Consider the following 22,232-nt stretch of genomic DNA (forward strand, 5'->3'; position numbering starts at 1 on the left):
TGTATAAGAGACAGCCCCTCCCCCGCCCGCGAGTCCAGACTTCCGTGCGCCCGAGTCCAGACTTCCGTGCGCCCGAGTACGGACTTGCGTAGCCGGACGTCCGAGCTTGCGCGCGCGAGTCGAGGCTTCCGTGCCCGCGAGTCCAGACTTCCGTGAGCCCGAGTCCAGACGTGCATGCGCGCGAGTCCAGGCCTCCGCGCCCGCAAGTACAGACTTGCGGGCTTACCCCGCCGCGAGCACCTCGATGATCTGCTCGCCGTACTTGGCCAGCTTGTTCTCGCCGACGCCGCTGACGCCGCCCAGCTGCTCCAAAGTGGACGGTTGCTCGGCAGCGATCTGACGCAACGTCGCGTCGTGGAAGATCACGTACGCCGGGACGCCCTGGTCCTTCGCCGTGGTCGCCCGCCACGCGCGCAGGCGCTCGAACACCGGCGCGGCCTCGGGCGGCAGGTCGACCGGGGCCTTCGACTTCGCGGTCTTCGCCGCCTTCGGCTCGCGTTTGGGTTCCCGGCGCAGCCGCACCTCACGCAGCCTGCCGAGCACCTCGCCGCTCGCATCGGTCAGCACCAGCGTGCCGTAATCCCCTTCCACCGCCAGCAAACCCTGCGCCAGCAGCTGCCGCACCACACCGCGCCACTCGCTTTCGGCGAGATCCTTGCCCACACCGAACACGGTCAGCTCGTCGTGCCGGTGCTGCGTTACCTTCGAAGTGCTCTTGCCCAGCAGGATGTCGATGATCTGCCCGGCACCGAACTTCTGCCGCCGCTCGTTCTGCAGCCGGTACACAGTGGACAGAAGCTTCTGCGCGGCGACGGTGCCGTCCCACGACTCCGGCGGCGCCAGGCACGTGTCGCAGTTGCCACACGGCTCGCCGGTCTGGCCGAAGTAGTTGAGCAGCTGCGTGCGGCGGCATTCGACGGTCTCGCACAGCGCCAGCATCGCGTCGAGGTGAGTCGAGAGCTTGCGCTTGTGTGCACTGTCGCCCTCGGAGGTGTCGATCATCTTGCGCTGCTGCACCACGTCGGCCAGCCCGTAGGCGAGCCACGCCGTGGACGGCAACCCGTCGCGACCCGCGCGGCCGGTTTCCTGGTAGTAGCCCTCGACGGACTTCGGCAGGTCCAGGTGCGCCACGAACCGCACGTCCGGTTTGTCGATGCCCATGCCGAACGCGATCGTGGCGACCACGACCAGCCCGTCCTCCCGCAGGAAACGTGACTGATTCGCCGCGCGGGTGCGCGCGTCGAGACCCGCATGGTAGGGCACGGCGTCGATTCCGTTGGCCACCAGGAACTCCGCGGTCTTCTCCACCGAGGCACGGGAGAGGCAGTACACGATGCCCGCGTCCCCGGCGTGTTCGGTGCGCAGCAGATCCAGCAGCTGCTTCTGCGGGCTGTTCTTGGGCACGATGCGGTACTGGATGTTGGGCCGGTCGAAGCTCGCGACGAAGTGCTTGGCGTCCTCGAGGTTGAGCCGGGTGGCGATCTCGGCGTGGGTGGCCCGGGTGGCGGTCGCGGTGAGCGCGATGCGCGGCACGTCGGGCCAGCGTTCGTGCAGCTCCGACAGCCCGAGGTAGTCGGGGCGGAAGTCGTGACCCCACTGGGACACGCAGTGTGCCTCGTCGATCGCGAACAACGCGACCGTGCCCTTGTCCAGCAGGCTGATCGTGGAGTCCAGCCGCAGCCGTTCCGGTGCGAGATAGAGCAGGTCCAGCTCACCGGACAGGAACGCCGACTCGACCTCCCGCCGCTGCTCGTAGTCCTGTGTGGAGTTGAGGAACCCGGCGCGCACGCCGAGCGCCCGCAGCGCGTCGACCTGGTCCTGCATGAGCGCGATCAGCGGCGAGATGACCACGCCGACGCCCTCGCGCACCAGCGACGGGATCTGGTAGCACAACGATTTGCCGCCGCCGGTGGGCATGAGCACGAGGGCGTCGCCACCGGTGACGACGTGCTCGATGATCGCCTCCTGCTCGCCCCGGAAGGAGTCGTAGCCGAAGACGCGCCGGAGCACGTCGAGTGCGCTGGATACGGTTTCGGTGGTGCTCACCCGGCGATGGTAGCGGCGGGCTCCGACATCACAGATCCACCGCGCGGTAGAGGCTGCCGACCTCGTCGCGGGTGAGCCGCCGGATGCTGCCCGGCTTGGGGTTGCCCAGCTGAACGTCGCCGACGGCGGTGCGGACCAGCTTGCGCACCGGATGCCCGACCTCGGCGAGCAGCCTGCGCACGATGTGCTTGCGGCCCTCGTGCAGCACGACCTCGACCAGTGAACGGCCCGCCTGCATGTCCTTGACCCGGAACGCGTCGACCTTGACCGGGCCGTCCTCCAGTTCGATGCCCGCCTTGAGCTGTTTGCCGAGCCCGCGCGCGACAAGGCCGTCCACTTCGGCCAGGTAGGTCTTTGGGACGTGGTAGGACGGGTGCATCAGGCGGTGCGCGAGGTCGCCGTCGTTGGTGAGCAGCAGCAGGCCCTCGGTGTCGGCGTCGAGGCGGCCGACATGGAAGAGCCCGGCACTGAAACTGCGTCCCCGCACGTAGTCACCGACGCAGGGTCGGCCCTGGTCGTCGGTCATGGTGCTGTGCACGCCCTTGGGTTTGTTCAGGGCGAGGTACACCAGATCCTCGCGGAGGATGACGCGCGTGCCGTCGACGTGGATCACCGCGTTGTCCGGGTCGACGCGGCGGCCCAGTTCGCGGACGATGCGGCCGTCCACCTGGACCCGGCCCTGGACGATCAGCTCCTCGGCCGCACGACGCGAGGCCACGCCGGCCTTGGCGAGGACTTTTTGCAGGCGGACACCCTCGGGTGCCTCACTAGATGTCATCGATCGCATCCACTTCGGGTAGCAACGGGGCGATCGGGGGCAGGTCGTTGAGCGATGCCAGCCCGAGCCGCTCGAGGAACAGTTCGGTGGTCACGTACAGGGTGCCACCTGTTTCGGGATCGGTGCCGCTCTCCTCGATCAAGCCGCGGGCGAGCAGGGTCCGGATGACGCCGTCGACGTTGACGCCGCGCACGGCCGCGACCCGGGAGCGGGTGACCGGCTGCCGGTAGGCGATCACGGCGAGGGTTTCCAGCGCGGCGCGCGTGAGCTTGGAGCGCTGTCCGTCCATCAGGAGTTTCTCGACGAACGGGGCGTAGGTGTCGCGGGTGAAGAACCGCCAGCCCTCGCCCACCCGGCGCAGATCGATGCCGCTACCGCGCTCGGTGAGCCTCGCCGCCATGGTGCGCAGCGTTTCGGTCACGCGGGCCACCGGCTGGTCCACCGCCTCGGCGAGCGACTCCTCCGACGCGGGCGAGTCGACCACCAGCAGCAACGCCTCCAGCGCCGACTCCAGCGCGGCGTCCTCGGTGACATCCGGAAGCGCCCGCTCCATCGCGACGAGCCCCTCGTCCTCGGGGCCGCCTTCCGGTCCGCCTTCGGGCTCGGGGGCGGCCTCGGACCCGGACTCGGGGGCTGCGCTGTCGGGGGCGGCCAAAGGTGCGGCTTCGGGAACCCGCTCGCCGTCGGCATCGGCCTCGGGCGCGGCTTCCGCAACCGACTCGCTGTCAGGCGTGGCTTCGAGACTCGGCTCGCTGTCGGGGGCGGTCGCGGGCACGGTCTCCGAAGCCGGCTCGGCACCGTCCTCGGGCGTGGCCTCCGACAGCGGCTCACCGGCGTCGCCGGAAACGGCCGTGTCATCGCCAGGCTCGGCGGCACCGGCCTCGGGCGCAGGGTCCGAAACGGGCTCACCGTCGCCACCAGCCTCAGGCGCAGCCTCCGAAACCGACTCGCCGGCGGCGTCGCCGGAAACGGCCGTGTCATCGCCAGGCTCGGCGGAGCCGCCCTCAGGCGCGGCCTCGACGCCAGGCGGCGCCGCCTGGTCACCGACAGCCCCGGGGCGGTCGGCCTCGGCCTGCGCGGCCGCCCGCACGTCGTCGTCAGCCTCACCCGCCGGCTCCGCCGCGGCACCGGACTCCCCCGGCGTGCCGCCAAGACGGTCCAGGTCGACGATCTTTTCGTCCTCCGGGCTCACCCGTACTCCTCTTCGTCAGCACTGGCGCGGTCCTGCTCGGCGGCCTCGGCGGCCTGCTCGACCGACCCGCCGGTCCACCGCACGCTCAGCGCACCCAGCGCCTCCGCCTGTTCGAACTGCACGCTCGACTCGCGGTAAAGCTCCAGCAGCGCCAGGAACCGCGCCACCACCTCGATCGTGTGCTCGCAGTCCGACACCAGATCCGAGAACGCCGCCGTCCCCGCCGACGCCAGCCGCAACCGCAGGATCGCCGCGTGCTCCCGCACCGACACACGTCCCATGTGCAGGTGATCCAGCGACACCGTCGGCGGCGGCTTCGGCCGGAACACCGCGAGCGCGATCTCCCGGAACTTCTCCGGGCTCACCCCGAGCATCACCTCGGGCAGCAACCCGACGTAGCGCTCCTCCAGCGCCACCGAGCGCGGATACCGCCGCAGCGCACCCGCCTCCAGCTCGGCGAACAGCTCGGCCACCTGTTTGTACGCCCGATACTGCAGCACGCGCGCGAAGAGCAGGTCCCTGGCCTCCAGCAGCGCGAGGTCGTCCTCGTCCTCGACCTCCGCCGACGGCAGCAGCCGCGCGGCCTTCAGGTCGAGCAGGGTCGCCGCGACGACGAGGAACTCCGTCGTCTCGTCCAGGTCCCACTCCGAGCCCAGGGCCCGCGTGTAGGCGATGAAATCGTCGGTCACCTGGTGCAGCGCGACCTCGGTGACATCCAACTGGTGCTGCGAGATCAGCTGCAGCAGCAGGTCGAAGGGACCCTCGAAGTTGGCCAGCCGCACCTTGAACTTCGACGCGCCCTCGTCACCCGCGGCCTCCGAGGCGGCCCCCTCCGGCTCAGCCGGGCCGCCACCCTCCGACGTGGCCGGGCCGCCGCTCTCCGGCTCGGCCGGTGGAGCGATCGTCTCCCCGGCCGCGGGCTCCGGCCGGGCAGCCTCCCCAGCCGGCACCCCTTCCTCGCTCACGACCCGGTGGCTTCCTCGCTGTCGAAGGTGCCCTCCCGCAGTCGCTGCACCAGCACCGAATCCGGCCCATGCTGCTCGAAGTCGGCCAGTAGCACCGCGACCGCCTCGCGCACCAGGCGTCCCCGGTCGATCACCAGCCCGTGCGTGGCGCGCAGCGCGAGCCGCGCCTGCTCCATCGCGACGAGTTCGTCACCCGAGACGTACACCGTGATCTTCGAATCGTGCTTCTGCCGTCCGGAACCGCGCCGCGCCGTTCCGCCACGCGCCAGCTGCTGCTCCCGGGGCGCCTGCTCCCGCCGCTCGCTCTGCGCGGGGCGCGGAACCTCGACGGGTTCGAGGGCGGGACTGCTGCTGGTCAGGCGGAAAAGTTCGGAAGCCCCGGGCAGGGAGGCTCGCCTGCTCACCGAGCGATCACCTCGCGTGCCAGCGCGCGGTAGGCCTGCGCGCCGGCCGACTTGGGGGCCCAGCGGGTGATCGGCTCCCCGGCCACGGTGGTCTCGGGGAACCGCACCGTGCGGTTGATCACGGTGTCGAACACGGTGTCACCGAAGGCCTCCACCACGCGCGCCATGACTTCTCTCGAATGCAGGGTGCGGGGGTCGAACATGGTGGCCAGGATTCCGGTGATGTCCAGTTTGGGGTTCAAGCGCTCGCGTACCTTCTCGATCGTGTCGATCAACAAAGCCACGCCACGCAGACTGAAGAACTCGCACTCCAGCGGGATGATCACGCCGTCCGCGGCAGTGAGCGCGTTCACCGTGAGCAGCCCGAGCGATGGCTGGCAATCGACCAGAACATAGTCGTAGCCGTTCATGACCGGTTGCAGGACCCTGAGCAACGTGTGCTCACGGCCCACCTCGGCCACCAGCTGCACCTCGGCCGCGGACAGGTCGATGTTGCTCGGCAGCAGATCCATGCCCTCCACGCTGGTCCTGCGCAGCACGTCATCGGCGGTCACGGAACGTTCCATGATCGCGTTGTAGACGGTCTGCTCGAGCTCGTGCGGCTGCACGCCGAGACCGACCGAGAGCGCGCCCTGCGGGTCGAAGTCCACCAGCAGCACGCGCCGTCCGTACTCGGCGAGCGCGGCGCCCAGGTTGATGGTCGAGGTGGTCTTGCCGACGCCGCCCTTCTGGTTGCACATGGCCAGCACGGTCGCGGGACCGTGCCTGTCCAGCAGCGGTGGATCGGGTATCTCACGCAACGGCCTGCCGGTCGGGCCCACCTGGGCCTTACCGTTCACCTTGCCGGTGTCCGGTTGCACGGCAGTGTCCACTGAGTCAGGCTCCCCCTCTGTCGCGATGGTCAGCTGATTGAGGTTCGCGGCGGCCGACATCAAAGACGCTGTCGCGGCTTTTTCACCCGGAGGCTGCGGTGTCGACATGGCGCGAAAACTCCTCGTTCGACGGGTCTTCGGCAGCCTATTGCGCGGCCCGGTTGTCGCCAAAGCGGCTCGCCGGGATCGCGCGACTCAACCCAGCGCCCGAGGATGCGCCGTAGCATATATCTCACGCAGAGTGTTCACCGTGACCAGGGTGTACACCTGCGTCGTGGTCACCGATGCGTGACCAAGGAGCTCTTGAACCACCCGAACGTCGGCGCCGCCCTCCAGCAAATGGGTGGCGAAGGAGTGACGGAGCGTGTGCGGCGACACGCTGGCCGAGATGCCCGCGCGCTCGGCGTTGGTCTTGAGCACCTGCCACGCGCTCTGCCGCGACAGCCGCGTCCCGCGCACGTTGAGGAACAGCGCGGTGCTGCCCCGGCCGTGTGCGGCCAGCGCGGGCCGTGCGCGCACCAAATACGCCTCCAGCGCCTCGATCGCGGGCCTGCCCACGGGCACCAGACGCTGCTTGCCGCCCTTGCCGTCGAGCAGCACGGTGCGCTCGCTTCGGTCCACGTCGTCGAGGTCGAGCCCGACGGCCTCGGAGATCCGGGCGCCCGTGGAGTAGAGCAGTTCCAGCAGCGCCCGGTCCCGCAGCGGCCGCTCCCCCTCGGCGGCCGGCATGTCCAGCAGCCGCAGCACGTCGTGCACGGGCAGCGCCTTCGGCAGCCGTTTCGCCGCCGCGGGTGGCCGCACCTCGCGCGCCGGATCGTCGTCGGCGATCCCGTCGATGTGCGCGAAGCGGTGCAGCCCGCGGACGGCGACGAGGGCTCTGGCCGCCGACGACGCGGCCAGTGGCGGATGCTCGTCGTCACCCTCACGCAGCGCGGCGCCGAATCCGGTGACCTCCGATTCAGTGATTTTCCGGAAGTCCTCGATTCCGGCATTCGCCAGATACGCTACGTAACGACGCAGGTCGCGGGCATAGCTGTCCAGGGTGTTGCGCGCGGTGCCGCGCTCCACGGCCAGATGATCGAGATAAGCCGTGACCACCTGGCTCACCGCAGTGCCGCCCGCTATTGCCACGGCGACACCCTAGGCCCACGCGTCGCCCACCACCACCCTCGGCCGAGGGGCTGCGCGCGCTGACCTCGAATCAGCGGTGCCTTCGCCCGAACGTCGTGGGACGATCTTCCCAAGGAGCGTCCACCGGACGTGTCCGCGAGGCGCCGGTGAGCACGGCGTGCGCCGCGAGGACGCCGGCGACGGTCGCCCCGTTGACCAGCTCCCCCGCCAGCGCCATCCGCACCGCCTCGGCCAGCGGCACCTTGTGCACGACGAGGTCGGCCTCCTCGTCGTCGTGACCGAGCTCCGCCCGGTCCACTTCGGACACCCCGCGGGCCAGGAACACCCGCACGACCTCGTCGGTGAACCCCGGCGACGCGGCCACGTCGACCAGCGTCTCCCACGTCCGCGCCGTCAGCCCGGCCTCCTCGACCAGCTCGCGCCGGGCCGTCTCGACCGGCGCCTCGCCGTGCTCGTCGAGCAGCCCGGCCGGCAGCTCCCAGATGCGGTGGCCCAGCGGATGCCGGTACTGGTGGATCAGCGTGATGCGCTGCTCGTCGTCCACCGCGGCGATCGCGACCGCGCCCATGTGCTCGACGACCTCGCGCCGGGCGACGCTGCCGCCCGGCATCCGCACGTCGTCGACCCGCAGCGCCACGACACGTCCGATGTGGACGTCCTGAGTGGACACCACAGCGAAGTCGTGCGTACCGGGAGCGCTCATCGCACGCTCGCGGTCGGTTCGGGCAGCTCGACGGGCAGCCGGTCCGCGGTCCGGTATTTCACCGCGGCGGCGACGAACGCGTCGAACAACGGATGCGGGCGGGTGGGGCGGCTCTTGAGCTCCGGGTGCGCCTGCGTGCCGACGAAGAACGGGTGCACGTCGGCAGGCAGCTCCACGAACTCCACGAGGCGCTCGTCCGGAGAGGTGCCGGAGAACACCAGCCCGGCGTCGGAGAGCTGCTTGCGGTAGAAGTTGTTGACCTCGTAGCGGTGCCGGTGCCGCTCGGACACCTCGGTGGTCCCGTACGCCTTGGCGACCTGCGTGCCCGGCACCAGCTTGGCCGGGTACGCGCCGAGCCGCATCGTGCCGCCCATGTCGCGCTCGCCCGCGATGACGTCCTTCTGCTCGGCCATCGTGGAGATCACCGCGTGCGTGGTGGTCTCGTCGAACTCCGCGGAGTTGGCGTCGGCGATACCGGCGAGGTTGCGCGCCGCCTCGATCACCATGCACTGCAGGCCCAGGCACAGACCCAGCACCGGGATGCCACGGGTGCGCGCGTAGTTGATCGCCCCGATCTTGCCCTCGATCCCGCGCACGCCGAACCCGCCCGGCACCAGCACGCCGTCCACATCGGACAACGCCTGGGCCGCACCCGACGGCGTCGTGGCGCGGTCGGAGGCCACCCATACGATCTCGACCTTCGCTCGGTGCGCGAATCCGCCCGCCCGCAGCGCCTCGGTCACCGACAGGTACGCGTCGGGCAGGTCGATGTACTTGCCCACGAGCGCGATGCGCACCGTCTCCGACGGGTTGTGCACGCGGTCGAGCAGATCGCCCCACACCGTCCAGTCGACGTCGCGGAAGGGCAGTCCGAGCCGCCGCACCACGTACGCGTCGAGGGCCTCGCGGTGCAGCACCTTCGGGATGTCGTAGATCGAGGACGCGTCCGGGCACGCGATGACGGCCTCGGTGTCCACGTCGCACATCAGGCCGATCTTGCGCTTGAGGTCCTCGGGCAGGTCGCGGTCGGCGCGGCAGACCAGCGCGTCGGGCTGGATACCGATGTTGCGCAGCGCGGCCACGGAGTGCTGGGTGGGCTTGGTCTTCAGCTCGCCGGAGGGAGCGAGGTAGGGCACCAGCGACACGTGCAGGAAGAAGCAGTTGTCGCGGCCGATCTCGTGGCGCACCTGGCGGCAGGCCTCCAGGAACGGCAGCGACTCGATGTCACCGACCGTTCCGCCAACCTCGGTGATGACCACGTCGGGCTGACGGGGGGTGGGATCCTCGGAGAGGGGGGCGGGAGAAGCACTGCCCGTGCCGTCGGATTCGGCGACGGCCATGATGCGCCGCTTGATCTCGTCGGTGATGTGCGGGATGACCTGGACGGTGTCGCCGAGGTACTCGCCGCGCCGTTCCTTGGCGATCACCTCGGAGTAGACCTGGCCGGTGGTGACGTTCGCCGAACCGGAGAGGTCGCGGTCGAGGAACCGCTCGTAGTGGCCGATGTCGAGGTCGGTCTCGGCACCGTCCTCGGTCACGAACACCTCACCGTGCTGGAAGGGGTTCATGGTGCCCGGATCCACGTTCAGATACGGGTCGAGCTTTTGCATCGTGACCCGCAGGCCACGAGAAGTAAGGAGTTGACCCAGGCTCGAGGCCGTGAGTCCCTTACCAAGAGAGGAGGCAACGCCCCCGGTGACAAAGACATACTTGGCTGTCCGCGGCTGAAGTCCCACGGGCTTCCACCTTATCGCACCCGGCCCCGGGCGCCGCGCAGCCTCGCCGACGTAGTTCGATGTCAGGGACAGTTCCGCTGAGGAGGAGAGGGCATCCGTGGCCGGAAACACATGGACGGCACCCGTCGCGCCGGGCCCGCTGGACGCGAACGTGCGTGTCCCGGGTTCGAAGTCGATCACGAACCGGGCCTATGTGCTCGCCGCGCTGTCCGCCCAGCCGACGCTGGTGCGCGCTCCGCTGGATTCCCGCGACGCACGGCTGATGCTCGGCGCGCTGTCCGCACTCGGCGGTTCCTGGGAGCAGGCCGGGGAGAACGTGCTGGTCCGGCCCTTGGTTCCGGAAGGGACGGAGCCGACGTCGGTGGCGCTGGGCAACGCGGGCACGGTCGCCCGGTTCACGCCCGCGCTCGCCGGCCTCGGTTCGCGGCCGGTGACCTTCGACGGGGACGAGGCCATCCGGCGGCGGCCGATCGCGCCGCTGCTGAACGCGCTGCGCGACCTCGGTGCCGACATCGAAGACGAGGGCCGCGGCGCACCGCCGTTCACCGTGCGTGGTCACGGCGGTATCGATGGCGGGAAGGTCGACCTGGATTCGAGCGCGTCGAGCCAGTTCCTGTCGGCGCTGTTGCTGGCCGGCCCGTCGTTCTCCTCCGGCGTCACCGTCCGGCTCATCGGGGACGCCCCGCCGAGCGAACCGCATATCGCCATGACGCTGGATCTGTTGCGCCGCTTCGGTGCCGCGCCCGAACGCGCGGGCACCGAGTTCCACGTGCCGCCCGCGCAGCTGGCGTGTCCCGACTACACCGTCGAGCCCGATCTGTCCACGGCCGCCCCGTTCGTCGTCGCGGCGGCCGCCGCCGGTGGCACGGTCCGTATCGACGGCTGGCCCGAGCGCACCACCCAGCCGGGTGACTGGCTGCGCAGCCTGCTGGTCGAGCTCGGGCAGCGGGTCTCGCTGGACGCGGGCGGGCTCACGGTCACCGGCGCCGGCACCATTTCCGGGACGCGGCTGGACCTGCACGAGGTCGGCGAGCTGACGCCGGTGATCGCCGCGCTGCTGTGCTTCGCGGACGGCCCGTCGGTCATCTCCGGGGTGGCGCACCTGCGCGGGCACGAGACCGACCGGCTCGCGGCGCTGGCCACCGAACTGTCCGGGCTGGGCGCCCAGGTGCGCGAGACCGGGGACGGCCTCGCGATCACGCCCGCTCCCCTGCACGGCGGCGTGTTCCACACCTACGACGACCACCGGCTGGTCATGGCGGGCGCCGTACTCGGGTTGCGCGTGCCCGGCGTCGAGGTGGAGAACCCGGCGACGGTCGGCAAGACCTTCCCCGGTTTCGTCGACGCGTGGCAGTCGATGCTCGGCTGAGCTTCCGCGCCGGATTCAGTGAACGGCCGGCCGCACCATCAGCCGGAGGTAGTCGTTCAGGCCCCACCTGCGCGTGACCTCGCGCCGCAGGCCGGATGTCTCGGCCAGTACCCGCTGCTTGTCGACGAAAGCCGGCTCGGCGATGGAGAACGTCCGCCCTTTCCAGGCGAGCGTGCCGCCTCCGGCCTGAAGGTTGCGGACCCAGTCGGTGCGCCGGCCCCATGGCAGCCCGATGTACACGGCGTCCGCGGTGGAGCCGATGATCGCGATCGGGGTCTCGTACGGCTTGCCGGACTTGCGGCCGCGGTGCCGCACCAGGCCCCACAGCGGCATGAACCGGTGCCCGGCGAGCTTCGCGGCGACCTTGTTGAAGTTCTGCGCGAACGCGGGTGGTGTGCGTTTGTGAGTGGTCATGGCTCCACTGTGCCAGAATTCGACACGCGTTGAACTGCGTGGCTGAGACCGCCCTCAGGTGCGTGTTCTCAATCAGCCGAGGGCCTGTTGCCATCCGTCGTTTCCGCGTGAACCCTGAGATCATGACGCTCTACCGCGACCAGTGGATCGAGTGCACGGACGTCGGGATCCGTGTCCGCGGCTACTACTTTCCGTGGGGCACGAAGACCATCCGGTACGGGCAGATCCGGTCGGTTCGACGGGTGTGGCTCGAACCGCTGCGCGGCCGGGCGCGAATCTGGGGCACCGGCAACCCGCGCTACTGGGCGAGTCTGGACCCCGGACGGCCCAGGAAGGACATGGCACTCGTCGTCGATCTCGGCCGGGCGATCCGGCCGTTCCTGACCCCGGACGACCCGGACACCGTCGAGTCGATCATCCGCGAGCACGCGGGCCTCGGCTCCGGCGGCGCCATCGGGCGCGGACCCATCATGTGACGGCGCCCGCGGGTTCGGATCCCTAACTACCGGACGGGTTCACACCGGGCGCGGGTGCCTGCGCGTTGCCCGCGATGCCGTACCGGCCGGCCGCCCCGTCGAGCTGTTGCTTGAGCGCCAGCACCGTCGCGATCCGGCCCGCGGCCGTGTTCACGTTGTCCACAGTGGACAGGATCGACGTGGCGGAGGTGTCCGCGCGGACCACGCCGAGGGCACCGGTGCCCTCGGCGGAAGCCGGGTCACCGGCCAGCACCGTACCGGCACCGGACCGGTCGAGCTGCGCGGAGAACCGCGCCAGCGTCGCGGCCTTGTCGCCCGCACCGTCGCCCGTGGCCTGCCCGCTGGTGAGCACGACGGCGAGCTGGCCCGGCCCGATCGTCGGGCTGGCCTTGACGAACCCACCGTCGGTGAGGCCGCCGATCGCCGCGGCCAGTTCCGCGCTGGAGGACTGCGGCTGCGCCGTGTCCTTGTTCAGCATCAGCACCGAACCGATCAGGGCACCGGCCAGCGTGCCGGGGTCGCCGGCCGTCGGGAACGTCGTGCCCGCGGGCTGCAGCCGGGTCACGACCTGGCGCAGCTGGTCGGCCTTCGCCGGGTCCAGGAACGCCGGCGTCAGCTGCAGTTCCCCGGTCACGGTCGCGCCCGACTGCTGGATCAGCTGCTTGAGCGCGTCCCGGTCCGCCGGCTTCGCGTCCTCGGTCGTGACCATGATGACCGACCGCTTGTCCAGCGCGCCCTGCACGACCTTCGGCCCCACCGAGCCGGCGAACGCGTCGGCGTCGTTCAGCCGCGCGTTCAGCCCGTTGTTCTTGGCCTGCAGATCCGAAACCTGGCTGGCCAGCTCACCTTTCTCGTTGGAAAGGCCGGACAGCAGCGAACCGGACAGCGCCGTCGAGCCGAGCACCACCCCGACCGCCAGCGCGAGGAAGACCGCCGCGATCGAGACGATGTGGTACCGCAGAGAGATCACGCGAAAAGCCCCTTGAACCAGCTTGTGAAGGAATTCCAGCTGTCGCGCAGCCAGTGGAGGTAGGCGCTGCCGACATCCGACATCAGCAGCGCGACGGCGACCACCACGAGCGCGGCGACCACGAGCAGCACCACCGCACCGAGCGAAACGCGGCTGCGGTGCAGTGCCGCGACCGCCTTGCCGTCCACGAGTTTCGTGCCCAGCTTGAGCCGGGTGAGGAAGGTCGACGGGTTGGACCCGGACCGGCCGTGGTCGAGGAACTCCCGCAGCGTCGCCTGAAACCCGACAGTCACCACGAGGCTCGCCTCGTTCGCGTCGGCCAGCAGCAGCGCCAGATCCTCGGCGTTGCCGGACGCGGGGAACGTGACCGCACCGATCCCCAGGTCCTGGATGCGCGCGACACCGGGCGCGTGCCCGTCCGGCTGCGCCGGCACCACGACCTCCGCGCCGGACTTGAGCGTGTCGGCGTCGATCCCATGTGGATCGCCGACGATGATGTCGGGCTGGTACTTCAGCTCGCGCAAGGTGTCCGCGCCGGCGTCCACGCCGATCAGCACCGGCCGGTGCTCGGCGATGTACTTCTTGAGTGCCTTGAGATCGGCCGCGTGCCCCTTGCCGGGGGCGACCACGAGCACGTGCCGGTCACGCAGCGGCACCCGGATCTCGGGCACGCCGACGCCGTCGAGGATCAACGTGCGCTCGCGGCGCAGGAACTCGATCGTGTTGGCGGAGAAGGCTTCCAGCTGGGTGGACATCCCCGCCTTGGCCTCGATCATCGAATCGGCGATGCTCTCGGCCGTCTGCTCGGTGCCGGAGGCGATCCTGCGCTCGCCGACATAGATCACGCCGTCGTGCAGCCGGACCTTGCTGCCGTCCTTGAGCACACGGAACACCTCACCGCCGACACCGTCGACGAGCGGGATGCCCGCGCCGACCACGACCTCCGGGCCCAGGTTGGGAAACCGGCCCGAGATCGACGGCGACGCGTTGACCACCGCACCGACCTCCGCCTCGACGAGGGCGTCCGCCGTCGCGCGGTCGAGGTCGATCTGGTCGAGCACCACGACGTCACCGGGCCCGATCCGGCGCAGCAGCGCGCGCGTGCGCCGGTCCACCCTGGCCACGCCGGTGATTCCGGGCAGGTTCTCGGTGTTGCGCGCGAGCAGGCCGGTGAGCTTCATGCCACCGATAGTGACAAATGGACGCCCGATGGCGCGGCCAACACGCCGAGCGGCACCGGCTTTCTGGTGATGATCTCGGAGTTATTTTCGCCGTTTGCGCGGGCTCTTCCCGGTGGACTTCTTGTCGGATTCGGCCGCGGCAAGCAGTTCTTCGGCATGTGCCCGGCCCGTTTCGGTGCCGTCCATGCCCGCCAGCATCCGCGCCAGCTCCCGGACCCGTTCGGACTGCTCGAGGGTTGTGACGCCACTGCGCGTGACGCCGCCCGAGGTTCCCTTGTCCACCACCAGATGCCGGTCGGCGTAGGCCGCGACCTGCGGCAGGTGTGTGACGACCAGAACCTGGTGCGTGCGCGCGAGCCGCGCGAGCCGCCGTCCGATCTCGACCGCCGCACGGCCGCCGACCCCGGCGTCGACCTCGTCGAACACCAGCGTCTGCACGGTGTCGGCGTTGGCGAGAACGACCTCGATCGCGAGCATCACGCGCGACAGCTCACCGCCGGAGGCCGCCTTGTGCACCGGCAGCGACGGCGCCGCGGAATGGGCCTTGAGCAGCAGCTCGACCTCGTCGATGCCGCTGCCGCCCGCGTGCACGGGCTCACCGCCGACCTTGAGCGCCTGCGGATCGGAGGGCTCGGCGGGGCGCCGCCGCACCGTCACCTCGATCTCGGCCTGCCCCATCGCCAGCCCGGACAGCTCGCCGGTGACCTCGGCCGCAAGCTTGGCCGCCGCCTCGGCGCGCGCCGTGGACAGGTCTGCGGCCAGCCCGGCCAGTTCCGTGGCCAGTTCGTCACGCCGCGCCGCGAGCGCGGCCAGCGCCTCCTCCGAGGTGTCCATAGTGGACAGGCGCTCGCGGGCGTCCTCCGCCCACGCGAGCACCCCGTCGACGTCGGCGGCGTACTTGCGGGTGAGCTTCTTCAGCTCCGATTGGCGCGCCAGCACCTGCTCCAGCCGCTCGGGATCGGCGTCCAGCCCGTCGAGGTACGCGCCGAGTTCCGCGCCGACATCGCCGAGCAGCACGGCCGCTTCGGCCAGGCGGGGTTCCAGATCGCGCAGCGCGGAATCCTCCGCGCCGGACAGGCGCCGCCGAGCCTCGCCGAGCAGGCCCAGCGCGCCCGGCGCATCCGGGTCGCCCTCGGCCGCTCCCGACACCGCGGCCTGTGCCGCGGTGGCCGCTTCGCGCAGCTCGTCGGCCGCGGCGAGGCGTTTGATCTGCTCGGCCAGCTCGGCGTCCTCACCGGACTGCGGGTCCACCGCGGCGATCTCGTCGAGCCCGTGGCGGAGCATGTCGGCCTGCTGGGCCATCTCGCGCGACCGGTTCTGCCGGTCGGCCAGCTCGGTGACCACCGACTGCCACTCGTCACGGATCTCGCGGTACCTGCCGAGCGGGCGGGCCACCGGATCACCGGCGAAGCGGTCGAGCACGTCACGCTGTTCGGCGGGGCGCAGCAGCCGCAGCTGATCGTTCTGGCCGTGCACGGCCAGCAGCCGGTCGGCGAGGTCGCTCAGCACGCTCACCGGCACCGTGCGGCCGCCGAGATGGGCCCGTGAGCGCCCGTCCGCGCCGACCGACCGCAGCGCGATCAGGCTGCCGTCCTCGTCGGCCTCGCCCCCGGCGTTGGTGACGATGCGCGCGACGTGTTCGGCGAACACGCCCGCGAACCGCCCCTCCACCACGGCCTTGCCGGACCCGTTCCGCACCTTGGATGCTTCGGAGCGGCCCCCGGACAGCAGGTGCAGCCCGGTGACCACCATGGTCTTACCGGCCCCGGTCTCGCCGGTGACCACGGTGAATCCCTGGTGCAGTTCGAGCACGGCGTCTTCGATGACGCCAAGCCCTTGGATGCGCATCTCGGCCAGCACGGCCCCCACCGTAGCGGCCGGGACCGACATTTTGTGCAGCAGCCGCGCGAAGCGCGTCGATTGACGGCGGCGGCCCGGCCCATCAACCCGTGTGTCGTTCGCGCCAGCTCTTCACCGGCAGCGAGAACTTGTGCACCAGCCGGTCGGTGAACGGGCCCGGCCACAGCCGGGCCAGCCGCACCGGAACGCGCCCGGACACCACGCGTATCTGCGCCCCGCGCGGAAGCGCGAAGTGCCGCAGGCCGTCGCAGGTGAGCACGGCCGGCGAGCCGTCGGGGTCGACTCCGACCGTGATCACCGAGTCGCGCGAGACCACCAGCGGCCGGGCGAACATCGCGTGCGCGTTGCTCGGCACCACCAGCAGCGCCTCGACGTCGGGCCAGATGATCGGGCCGCCCGCGGAGAACGCGTAGGCGGTCGAGCCGGTGGGGGTCGCGCACAGCACGCCGTCGCAGCCGAACGCCGACACCGGACGGCCGTCGACCTCGATGAGCGCGTCGAGGATGCGTTCCCGCGAGCTCTTCTCGACGCTGGCCTCGTTGAGTGCCCACGTCTCGGCCAGCGGCTGTCCCTTGAGCGTCACGCTGACGTCGATCGTCATCCGCTCCTCGACCGTGTACTCGCGGTCGACCACGCGGTGCACGGTCTCTTCGAGCGCGTCGGAATCGGCCTCGGTGAGGAAGCCGACGCGGCCGAGGTTGACGCCGAGCACCGGAACCGCGGCCGGGCGGGCGATCTCGGCGGCCCGCAGCAGGGTGCCGTCGCCACCGAGCACCAGGACCAGCTCGGCGCCTTCGGCGGGGTGATCGTCCGGTTCGACCAGCGTGCACAGCGGTTGCCGCGCCTGCTGGTTGATCAGGTCGCGGACCTCAGCCTCGATTACGCGCAACCCGATGCCCGCGACGGCGAACTTCGTGGCGATGTGGTGCGAGGCGTCCCGGATGGCGTCGCGATCGGGGTGCACGATGAGCAGCACCTGACGGTCTTCACTCACTGTGGGCCCTCTCCGACGGCGGTACGGACCACGTGTTCCACGTCGTCCACAGTGGACCTGTCCCGTCGCAGCCAGGCGAAGTACTCGACGTTGCCGGACGGTCCCGGCAGGGGGCTGGCCACCACGCCGTGCGGGTACAGGCCGAGTTCGGCGGCCGCGGCCAGCACGTCCAGGACCGCCTGGGCGCGCAGTTCCGGATCGCGCACCACGCCGCCGCTGCCGAGGCGGTCCTTGCCCACCTCGAACTGGGGTTTGACCATCGGCACCAGGTCCGCGCCGGGCACCGTGCAGGCCGCCAGGGCGGGCAGCACCAGACGGAGCGAGATGAACGACAGGTCCCCGACGACCAGGTCGACGGGCCCGCCGAGCTGGTCGGGAGTCAGGTTGCGGACATTCGTCTTGTCCAGCACGACCACCCGGTCGTCGGTCTGCAGGCGCCAGTCGAGCAGGCCCCGCCCCACATCCGCGGCGATCACCGTGCGGGCGCCTCGGCGCAGGAGGACGTCGGTGAAACCGCCGGTGGAGGCGCCCGCGTCGAGGCAGCGTTTGCCCTGCACCGACAGGCCCAGCGGTTCGAACGCCTCGAGGGCGCCGAGGAGTTTGTGGGCGCCGCGGGAGGCCCAGTTCGGGTCGTCCTCGCCGCCGCGCACGACGATCGCCTCGCCGGTCTCGACGCCTGTGGCGGGTTTGCTCGCGACCATGCCGCGTACGGTGACTTTTCCTTCGCTGATCAGCGCGCTCGCGTGCTCACGGGAGCGAGCGAGGCCCCGGCGAACCAGTTCGGCGTCGAGGCGGGCCCTTCGGGGCATCGGGTCAAACCTTGTCGATGCTGGACAGGGCGAAGGTGAGTTCGGTGTGCACCGCGTCGAAGCGTTCGACGTGCTCGGCCAGTGGCACCTGGTCGAGGTCGTCGAGGCCGGCCATGGCCTCCTCGATTCCGGCGCGCGGGTCGGTCTGCTGGGGCTGCGCGCTCGGCGGCGGCCCCGGCACCGGGCGTGGTCGCGGACTGGCTTGTTCCTGCACGGTTACCACGCTAACGGATCGCTCAGCGGGCTTCGGTGAGCCCCAGGTCCGCGAGTGCGCGGCGCGTCGTTTCGTCCTCCGCGCGGACGTCGGTGACCCCGGATTCCCACGCGGCGTGACACAGTGCCCGGAGCAGGCCGAAGGCGTCGCCGCCGCCCTTCGCCACGAGTGCGTCGCCGTCGAGCCGGACCTGCCAGTCCTTGCGGGGGCCGATCAGGAGGTCGTCGGCGTCCTCGGTCAGCCCGCCGAGGTCGGCGGCCAGGTAGCGGGGACGCTCGGCGGGAGCGGCGGCGATCAGCGACGCGGGCGTGTCGACCCCGGTGAGCACGACGAGCGCGTCGAGGCCGGCGGTGACGGCGCCCGCGATGTCGGTGTCCAGCCGGTCGCCGACGACCAGGGCGTTCGTGGCGCCCGCGGACTCGGCGGCGGTGTGGAACAGCGGTGCGGCGGGCTTCCCGGCGACGACCGGTTCGGCGCCGGTGGCGTGCCGGAGGGCCGCGACCATGGAGCCGTTGCCGGGCAGCAGGCCGCGTTCGGTGGGCAGCGTGGCGTCGACGTTGCAGGCGACCCACAACGCTCCCGCGCGGATCGCGAGAGCGGCTTCGGCGAGGTTGCGCCACCCGGTTTCGGGCGAGTGCCCCTGCACGACGGCGACGACGTCGTCGCCCATCTCACGGACGGGTTCGAGACCGGCCGCGGTGACCTCGTCCATCAGGGCGGGCGCGCCGACACCGAGAACCTTGTCGTTCGGCTGGAGGCGCTCGCCGAGGACTTTCGCCGCGGCCTGGGCGCTGGTGCTGACCTCGTCCGCCTCGGCGGCGATGTCCATCCCGCGCAGCTGTCCGGCGACATCACCAGGCGCGCGGGACGCGTTGTTGGTGACGAACCGGACCGCCGTGCCCCGTTCCCGGAGCCCGCGGAGGATCTCCGCGACGCCCGGGATCGGCCGGGGGCCGTGGTAGACCGTCCCGTCGAGGTCGAGCAGGACGGCGTCGTAGGTGGTGAGCAGGGCGCCGTCGCTCGTCATTCCGGCCGCTCCGGGGGGTGGCTGGAGTCGTCGGCACGGGCAGCCGCGGTGGCCTCGGCGTTCGGCTTGGGCTCGCCGAAGCCGGTCTCGTCGTCGAGGTCGGCATCCGTGGCGACCTCGGCGGCGGTCGGCTCTTCGGCGGTCGCGGCCTCGTCAGTGCCGTCCTCCACCACTGGCGCAGCAGCATCGGCGGCGGTCGCGGCCCCGGCGGTGACCGGCTCGGCGGTGCCGTCCTCGGCGTCCGCCTCGGGCGCAACCGCATTCGTGGCGTTCGCGCGGCTCTCGGCGAGGTCGGCGTCGCGCTCGTCGGCCGCGGAGTCCAGGTCGTCCTCCACCGCCTCGCCGGCACCGTCCTCGGCGAGATCGGCGTCCACGTCGGTTACGTCGGCATCGTCCTCGCCGAGGTCGCCTTCCGCGGCTGCCGCTTCGCCGACACCGTCGCCATCGAGATCTGCGTCCGTGGCAGTCGCCTCGTCCGTACCGCGCGCGTCCACATCGTCGACGCCGTCCTCAGCGAGGTCGGCTGGGTCGGCGGAGAGTTCCTCCGCCCGTTCGGCCGCGTCGGTCTCCTCGTCTTCGTCGGCGGCCGCCGCGTTGAGGAACCACTGAACCGCCTCCTCGCGACGTCCCGCCGCGGCGAGATTGTCGGCGTAGGCGTAGAACAGTCGCGCGCTCCACGGGTCCCGCTTGGTCGCGTCGAGGTCGGCGGTCTGCAGCGACACCACGGCCGCGTCCAGCTGCCCCAGATCGCGGCGCGCACCGGCGGCGACGATCCGCAGCTCGACCTCGACCTCCCGCGGCAGCTGGCCGACATTGGTCTCTTTGGCCAAGTCCAGGGCCCGCTCCGGCCTGCCGAGGGCACGTTCGGCGTCGGCGATGACCGCGATGTGCGTGTCGGTCTTGGTCATGCGGCGTACGGCTCGCAGCTCCGAAAGCGCCTCGGCCCAGTTGCCGGCGTGGTAGGAGACGAGGCCCAGAGCCTCACGCACGATCGGCACCCGCGACGCCTTCGCCTTGGCATAACGGGCGTGCTTGAGCGCGGCCTCGGGGTCGACGTCGATCAGCCCACCGGCGGCGACCAGGTGTTTGCCCACGGTCTCCGCGAGGTTCTTCGGCAGGGTCCGCAACTCGCGACGAGCGTCCTCGTCGAGGTCGGCGAACTCGATGTCCTCCGGCAGTTCGGGAGCTTCGAGGAGTTCCTTGGCAAGGGCCTCGTCGTCCAGCGGTACCGATGGGCGCGCGGTCGTGCGGGGCGGGCCCTGGTGCTCGCGACGGTCGTCGCGCTGGCCGCGCGCTTCCTCGGGCCGGGCCTCGCGCGATGCGCCGTCCCTGAAGCCACTGTCGTCGCGAGAGCCGGGGCGACGGTCGTCACGAGTCCCGGAGCCGCGGTCATCGCGGTCGCGGAACCCGCCGCGACCCTGCGGGCCACTCGGGCCGCCGCTGCGCTGCTTGAACCCGCCCCGGTCGTCACGAGGACCACCTCGGCTGCCCTGGTACCCGCGATCACCACGGTCGCCGCCGAAGCCCCGGTCACCGCGGTCGTCACGCGAGCCGCGCCCGGCGCGATCATCGCCGAAGCGCCGGTCACCCGCGGAGCGCCGCTCGTCGCTGAACCGCCCGTCACCGCGGTCGCCGGCGGAACGGCGATCGTCGCCGAAGCGCCGGTCGTTACGGTCACCGGTGAAGCGCCGGTCGCCGCCGGACCGCTCGTTGTCACGACCGCCGGCCGACCGGTTGTCGTACCCGCCTCGGCGGTCGCCACCGCGGTCCTTGTTCCACGAGCCTCGGTCGTCACGGCGCCCGGCGCGGTCGGACCGATCGTCACGGCCCGGCCCGCCACGACGCTCGAAACGGTCCTCGCCGCCGGCCCGACCACCACGTCCGAAGCGGTTGTCGTCACGCGTCCTGTCGTCTCGTCCGAACCGGTCACCGCCGCCGGACCTCTCGCCCCGGTTGACCCGGTCATTGCCGGAGCCGAGGCGGTCACCACGCCCGGACCGGTCTCCACGATCGAAACGGTCATCGCGGCTCGAGCGGTTTCCCCGATCGAAACGATCGCCACGACCGGACCGGTCCCCGCGGTCGAAACGGCTGTCAGACCGGCTACCGCGATCGAAACGGTCACCGCCACCAGGCCGTTCCCCACGATCGAAACGGTTCCCGCCCCCGGGGCGATCCGCACGGTCGAAGCTACGCCCGCCCCCAGCGCGATCCGCGCGGTCGAAACGGTTCCCGCCGCCGGGGCGGTCCCCACGGTTGAAACTGCGCCCGCCGCCGGCGCGATCCCCGCGCTCGAAACGGTCGCCACGGCCGGAGCGGTCCCCGCGCTCGAATCGATCGCCACGACCGGAGCGGTCGCCACCGCCCGAGCGGTTGTCCTGGCCGGGCCGTCCGCCTCGGTCGAAACGCCCGTCGCGGCCGGACCGGTCGTCGCGCCTGTCGTTGTTCCAGCCGGAGCGGTTGTCACGCCCGCCGCCGCTGCGGTCGTCGCGCTTCCAGGCCGGCCGGTCATCCCGTCCGCCGGGGCGGCCTCCGCGTCCCTGGTCGTCGCGGCCGCCGCCGGAGCGGGTGTCGCGCCGGTCGTCGCGGTCCCAGCCGCGCCGGTCCCGGTCGCGATCCTTGTTCCAGCCCTGCCGGTCCCCGCCCCGCGAGGAGAACCGGCGGTCGTCTGCCGAACCTCCGCGGCCGCGATCCTGGCGGTCGTAGCCACCGGAGCGTCCGCGGTCGTACTGTCCCGATTTACCGTTGGAGAATCCGCGCTTGTCGCCGGTGTGACGCTTGTCGGGACCCGAGTCACGGCGTCGCGGGCGATCGGACGCGGCGTCCTCAGAGTCGCGCCGTCCGAACTCCGCCACCTGTTCCTCCTTGATTCAGAAACTTGATCAAGCCTCGCGGCCTGGACATACACAAAGGGCCCGCTAGGGGCAGCCAACCGGCTATCCTAGCGGGCCCTTCGGAAAGAAAGTTCGGCGGTGTCCTACTCTCCCACACCCTGGCGGGTGCAGTACCATCGGCGCTGGCAGGCTTAGCTTCCGGGTTCGGAATGGGACCGGGCGTTTCCCCACCGCCATAACCACCGAAACACTCCGAA

At 71.1% G+C, this 22,232-nt stretch carries 21 protein-coding genes and 1 rRNA gene; 3 read left to right on the plus strand and 19 right to left on the minus strand.

Annotated elements, in window-relative coordinates; genetic code table 11:
- Positions 1 to 222: 222 nt before the first annotated feature.
- From recQ to pyrG, 9 genes are all read right to left on the minus strand, one after another.
- Positions 223 to 2,046 carry a DNA helicase RecQ gene (recQ, locus tag HFP15_RS40355; protein ID WP_168523588.1) on the minus strand — a complete coding sequence of 608 codons (1,824 nt, stop codon included), beginning with the start codon at positions 2,044 to 2,046 and terminating at the stop codon, positions 223 to 225.
- A gap of 28 nt (positions 2,047 to 2,074) precedes the next feature.
- On the minus strand, positions 2,075 to 2,824 hold the full coding sequence (locus HFP15_RS40360; RefSeq protein ID WP_168523590.1) for a pseudouridine synthase: 750 nt from the start codon (positions 2,822 to 2,824) through the stop codon (positions 2,075 to 2,077).
- The gene (gene scpB, locus HFP15_RS40365; protein ID WP_446680266.1) at positions 2,814 to 3,599 is read right to left on the minus strand and encodes an SMC-Scp complex subunit ScpB; all 786 of its coding nucleotides are present in this window, start codon (positions 3,597 to 3,599) and stop codon (positions 2,814 to 2,816) included. Before scpB ends, HFP15_RS40360 begins: the two co-directional genes overlap by 11 nt.
- A 413-nt stretch (positions 3,600 to 4,012) precedes the next feature.
- Positions 4,013 to 4,918, minus strand: a complete 906-nt coding sequence (locus HFP15_RS40370; protein ID WP_168523623.1) for a segregation and condensation protein A — start codon at positions 4,916 to 4,918, stop codon at positions 4,013 to 4,015.
- 59 nt (positions 4,919 to 4,977) lie between these two features.
- The gene (locus HFP15_RS40375; RefSeq protein ID WP_168523592.1) at positions 4,978 to 5,385 is read right to left on the minus strand and encodes a cobyrinic acid a,c-diamide synthase; all 408 of its coding nucleotides are present in this window, start codon (positions 5,383 to 5,385) and stop codon (positions 4,978 to 4,980) included.
- Positions 5,382 to 6,365, minus strand: coding sequence for a ParA family protein (locus HFP15_RS40380; RefSeq protein ID WP_168523594.1), 984 nt, complete (start codon positions 6,363 to 6,365; stop codon positions 5,382 to 5,384). The genes HFP15_RS40375 and HFP15_RS40380 overlap by 4 nt, the downstream gene beginning before the upstream one ends.
- Before the next feature lie 87 nt (positions 6,366 to 6,452).
- On the minus strand, positions 6,453 to 7,355 hold the full coding sequence (gene xerD, locus HFP15_RS40385) for a site-specific tyrosine recombinase XerD (RefSeq protein ID WP_168523625.1): 903 nt from the start codon (positions 7,353 to 7,355) through the stop codon (positions 6,453 to 6,455).
- A 103-nt stretch (positions 7,356 to 7,458) separates the two neighbouring features.
- The gene (locus HFP15_RS40390; RefSeq protein WP_168523596.1) at positions 7,459 to 8,091 is read right to left on the minus strand and encodes an NUDIX domain-containing protein; all 633 of its coding nucleotides are present in this window, start codon (positions 8,089 to 8,091) and stop codon (positions 7,459 to 7,461) included.
- The gene (gene pyrG / locus HFP15_RS40395) at positions 8,088 to 9,827 is read right to left on the minus strand and encodes a CTP synthase (protein ID WP_168523598.1); all 1,740 of its coding nucleotides are present in this window, start codon (positions 9,825 to 9,827) and stop codon (positions 8,088 to 8,090) included. The genes HFP15_RS40390 and pyrG overlap by 4 nt, the downstream gene beginning before the upstream one ends.
- Positions 9,828 to 9,924: 97 nt before the next feature.
- Between pyrG and aroA the strand changes: the two genes are divergently transcribed.
- Entirely contained in the window at positions 9,925 to 11,196 is a 1,272-nt protein-coding gene (gene aroA, locus HFP15_RS40400) for a 3-phosphoshikimate 1-carboxyvinyltransferase (RefSeq protein ID WP_168523600.1), read from the plus strand.
- Between the two features lie 15 nt (positions 11,197 to 11,211).
- Here the strand turns inward: aroA and HFP15_RS40405 are convergent, their stop codons facing one another.
- Entirely contained in the window at positions 11,212 to 11,610 is a 399-nt protein-coding gene (locus HFP15_RS40405) for a nitroreductase family deazaflavin-dependent oxidoreductase (protein WP_168523602.1), read from the minus strand.
- Positions 11,611 to 11,732: 122 nt separating this feature from the next.
- On the opposite strand from HFP15_RS40405, the gene HFP15_RS40410 reads away from it, so the two are divergent.
- The gene (locus HFP15_RS40410; protein WP_168523604.1) at positions 11,733 to 12,086 is read left to right on the plus strand and encodes a hypothetical protein; all 354 of its coding nucleotides are present in this window, start codon (positions 11,733 to 11,735) and stop codon (positions 12,084 to 12,086) included.
- A gap of 22 nt (positions 12,087 to 12,108) precedes the next feature.
- Here the strand turns inward: HFP15_RS40410 and HFP15_RS40415 are convergent, their stop codons facing one another.
- The 8 genes from HFP15_RS40415 to HFP15_RS43715 form a co-directional block, all read right to left on the minus strand.
- Positions 12,109 to 13,056: a copper transporter gene (locus tag HFP15_RS40415; protein ID WP_168523607.1), complete on the minus strand. Its 948-nt coding sequence runs from the start codon at positions 13,054 to 13,056 to the stop codon at positions 12,109 to 12,111.
- Positions 13,053 to 14,237, minus strand: a complete 1,185-nt coding sequence (steA, locus tag HFP15_RS40420) for a putative cytokinetic ring protein SteA (RefSeq protein ID WP_168523609.1) — start codon at positions 14,235 to 14,237, stop codon at positions 13,053 to 13,055. Before steA ends, HFP15_RS40415 begins: the two co-directional genes overlap by 4 nt.
- 81 nt (positions 14,238 to 14,318) lie before the next feature.
- The gene (gene recN, locus HFP15_RS40425; protein ID WP_312871992.1) at positions 14,319 to 16,097 is read right to left on the minus strand and encodes a DNA repair protein RecN; all 1,779 of its coding nucleotides are present in this window, start codon (positions 16,095 to 16,097) and stop codon (positions 14,319 to 14,321) included.
- A gap of 82 nt (positions 16,098 to 16,179) precedes the next feature.
- A complete protein-coding gene (locus HFP15_RS40430) occupies positions 16,180 to 17,091 on the minus strand; it encodes an NAD kinase (protein WP_168523613.1) in 912 nt (303 codons plus the stop codon).
- Positions 17,088 to 17,900: a TlyA family RNA methyltransferase gene (locus tag HFP15_RS40435; protein WP_168523615.1), complete on the minus strand. Its 813-nt coding sequence runs from the start codon at positions 17,898 to 17,900 to the stop codon at positions 17,088 to 17,090. Before HFP15_RS40435 ends, HFP15_RS40430 begins: the two co-directional genes overlap by 4 nt.
- Before the next feature lie 4 nt (positions 17,901 to 17,904).
- Complete coding sequence (locus tag HFP15_RS40440) at positions 17,905 to 18,123, minus strand: hypothetical protein (protein WP_168523617.1); 219 nt, start codon at positions 18,121 to 18,123, stop codon at positions 17,905 to 17,907.
- Between the two features lie 13 nt (positions 18,124 to 18,136).
- Positions 18,137 to 19,141, minus strand: a complete 1,005-nt coding sequence (locus HFP15_RS40445) for an HAD-IIA family hydrolase (RefSeq protein WP_168523619.1) — start codon at positions 19,139 to 19,141, stop codon at positions 18,137 to 18,139.
- Positions 19,138 to 20,235, minus strand: coding sequence for a hypothetical protein (locus tag HFP15_RS43715; RefSeq protein ID WP_281355771.1), 1,098 nt, complete (start codon positions 20,233 to 20,235; stop codon positions 19,138 to 19,140). Before HFP15_RS43715 ends, HFP15_RS40445 begins: the two co-directional genes overlap by 4 nt.
- Between HFP15_RS43715 and HFP15_RS43720 the strand changes: the two genes are divergently transcribed.
- Positions 20,170 to 22,023, plus strand: coding sequence for a hypothetical protein (locus tag HFP15_RS43720; protein WP_281355772.1), 1,854 nt, complete (start codon positions 20,170 to 20,172; stop codon positions 22,021 to 22,023). The genes HFP15_RS43715 and HFP15_RS43720 overlap by 66 nt on opposite strands.
- An 82-nt stretch (positions 22,024 to 22,105) precedes the next feature.
- On the opposite strand, the gene rrf is transcribed toward HFP15_RS43720, so the two are convergent.
- Positions 22,106 to 22,222: ribosomal RNA gene (gene rrf / locus HFP15_RS40455) — 5S ribosomal RNA — on the minus strand.
- Between the last annotated feature and the right edge of the window lie 10 nt (positions 22,223 to 22,232).

Source organism: Amycolatopsis acididurans, assembly GCF_012328925.1.
Classification (GTDB): Bacteria; Actinomycetota; Actinomycetes; order Mycobacteriales; family Pseudonocardiaceae; genus Amycolatopsis_E; species Amycolatopsis_E acididurans.